This is a genomic window from Blautia sp. MSK17_66 (assembly GCF_020538025.1).
Taxonomy (GTDB): Bacteria; Bacillota; Clostridia; order Lachnospirales; family Lachnospiraceae; genus Blautia_A.
In genome coordinates this window covers 1-2,650 of the sequence record NZ_JAJBNQ010000059.1, presented here as the reverse complement: position 1 = coordinate 2,650, position 2,650 = coordinate 1, and the positions used below count along the sequence as shown (strand labels likewise).

The window sequence follows — 2,650 nt, the reverse complement described above, 5'->3', positions numbered from 1 at the left end:
CAACAGGCTTCCAATGCTCTTCAAATTTTACTGTCAAGTAGACCCATACGGCTGTAATATGCTGCTCTTCATAATGTAAGCTTATCTTTATCGAATCGTGTGAAAAACTACTACCGCGATAAACCTTTACGGTTCCCTGAGATTGAATTAGTTCCTTTAGTATATGATACAAGACACTTTTGAACTTTGTACGACGAATTTTGAGGTTCGCCATCCTCTGGCTATTTCCAATTATCCTGTCGGCTATTATCTCCGCCTCAGTTTGATCTTCCGCTTCAGACTGCCATTTTTCACATAATGAATCTATTTCACCCCACAATCCTTCATCCGCCTCCGCATCTTGTTCCGTTAAACTATTGACTTCATGTTGTACATTGTTTAGTTCACGAGAAGGGTCCTCTTCAGGCGGTAGCTCCTGATCTCCTATATGACCTTTATCCTGTTCTCTTTCCACAAACTTAGAAATGTATTCATGAATTATGGAGCACCTAATAACATTCTTCAAGGCGGAGAAGTTTGGGCCAGATGCCCAATATGCTTGACATGAAAACGTGAGAATGAATTTAGTATTATTGTGATATTCTGAGGCAATTTTATTATAATCTCGAAGATAAGAGAAGAATGCAGTGACCTTTGCATTGACAAATGGAGATTCCATGTATCTAAAAAATACGCCTTTCGGCCTTCTTATACCCTTTCCCCTGCGGTTTAGCGTGCCTTTTACATTAATATCTAAACCCTCTCCGATGGTGGCCTTTAACTGACTAATAAATGCAACCGATATAAACTGTGATAATTCTGGGTGATTTATGATTCGATCGACAATTGTATTGTACACTAGTGCAGGATCAGGCCAATCCAGTTCTTTTTCAATTACCGGTGTGTCGTCTGTATTCAGTACATGTCCAACAAATGCAAATGCTAACGTTTTGTATTTCTTATAATTGTCAGGAACTGGAAAAGTCCCCCTTGTCGTCTCGATTACACACCTACTTTCATCGTACACCATAGGTTGGAAGTGCTGCATAATACATTGCTTAATACAAACAAGCAGTCTCTCGCCATTCATATTTCAGTTATTTTCCATTACAGCTGATGTCATTGTATATCAGCGCTGTAAAAATCTATCTGTTACAGAAGGTTTTCGCGGTTTTTATAAACAAAACTTTCGTTACGAAATCGAGCAATCACCCCAGCTGCGTATTTGGAAATTCGGGAAAAAGTAGAGCAACGCGAGTTGCATTTTTTACACCATAATGCATGATTAACTTCGAGAAGGGATTAAGGCTAATTTCACTAGTATGTTTCAAAAACCTCAATCTGTCCATTGAATGCCTTATAAAACAGCTATAGATTGCATAGAAGAGTTAGCTACTCAATGCTTTTTGTCAAAGCTTACTGATGATGATGTGTCTACTTTCAGGCGGGTCTGTAGTAAGGAGAATGACATTATAAAGCTGGCACTTAGAATTCCACGGACTATAGACTATACTAGTATACTCCGTCTACTGTACGATACACTTCCGCTCAGGTCCTTGTCCTTTAACGAGGCCTTACCACTCTTTTGTTACTCTATTGATCCAGCTCAGCAAAGGCAGTGTGATCTAAGATTCTATCTTCGCGATGTAGTAAAACTAGCTAGACCGAGAAAGAGACTAGAAATGCAAAAGGCACTTCTACAATGGCTGCCATCATTATTATCCGATGTGACGCTGCAGCTTCTCAATGATATTCGAATACGCTTTGAGGAGATACAGCCTAATATCCGACAAACTGTTTTACAGATTTACGATCGTACTTGTTACCCATCATTGAATTTTGAACATCCGAACCTGGGAGTTTTCCCTGAAACAGATAGTATATTTGAACCTGTATAATAATATATAGTCTAGCGCTTTACGGAAGACAATGTATGTATTTCGGTTCCTGGAGAAACTATTGCATCTATTGCATAGGTAATCTTGCACGTCGCATCCCCGGTTCATTTTCTGCGTTTCCATCTTGCACTTCAATAGCATATCTTTGTTAACGAAGCATCTGTGCTTCATTTTGTAGAACAAAAATGCAACGCGAGAGCGCTAATTTTTCAAACAAAGAATCTGAGCTGCATTTTTACAGAACAGAAATGCAACGCGAGAGCGCTATTTTACCAACAAAGAATCTATACTTCTTTTTTGTTCTACAAAAATGCATCCCGAGAGCGCTATTTTTCTAACAAAGCATCTTAGATTACTTTTTTTTCTCCTTTGTGCGCTCTATAATGCAGTCTCTTGATAACTTTTTGCACTGTAGGTCCGTTAAGGTTAGAAGAAGGCTACTTTGGTGTCTATTTTCTCTTCCATAAAAAAAGCCTGACTCCACTTCCCGCGTTTACTGATTACTAGCGAAGCTGCGGGTGCATTTTTTCAAGATAAAGGCATCCCCGATTATATTCTATACCGATGTGGATTGCGCATACTTTATGAACAGAAAGTGATAGCGTTGATGATTCTTCATTGGTCAGAAAATTATGAACGGTTTCTTCTATTTTGTCTCTATATACTACGTATAGGAAATGTTTACATTTTCGTATTGTTTTCGATTCACTCTATGAATAGTTCTTACTACAATTTTTTTGTCTAAAGAGTAATACTAGAGATAAACATAAAAA

General features: G+C 38.3%; 1 protein-coding gene. It reads right to left on the bottom strand.

Going from position 1 to position 2,650, the window contains the following annotated elements:
- A partial coding sequence (locus LIR34_RS17405) for a hypothetical protein (protein ID WP_227162699.1) occupies positions 1–1,009 on the bottom strand: 1,009 nt, incomplete at its 3' end.
- Between the last annotated feature and the right edge of the window lie 1,641 nt (positions 1,010–2,650).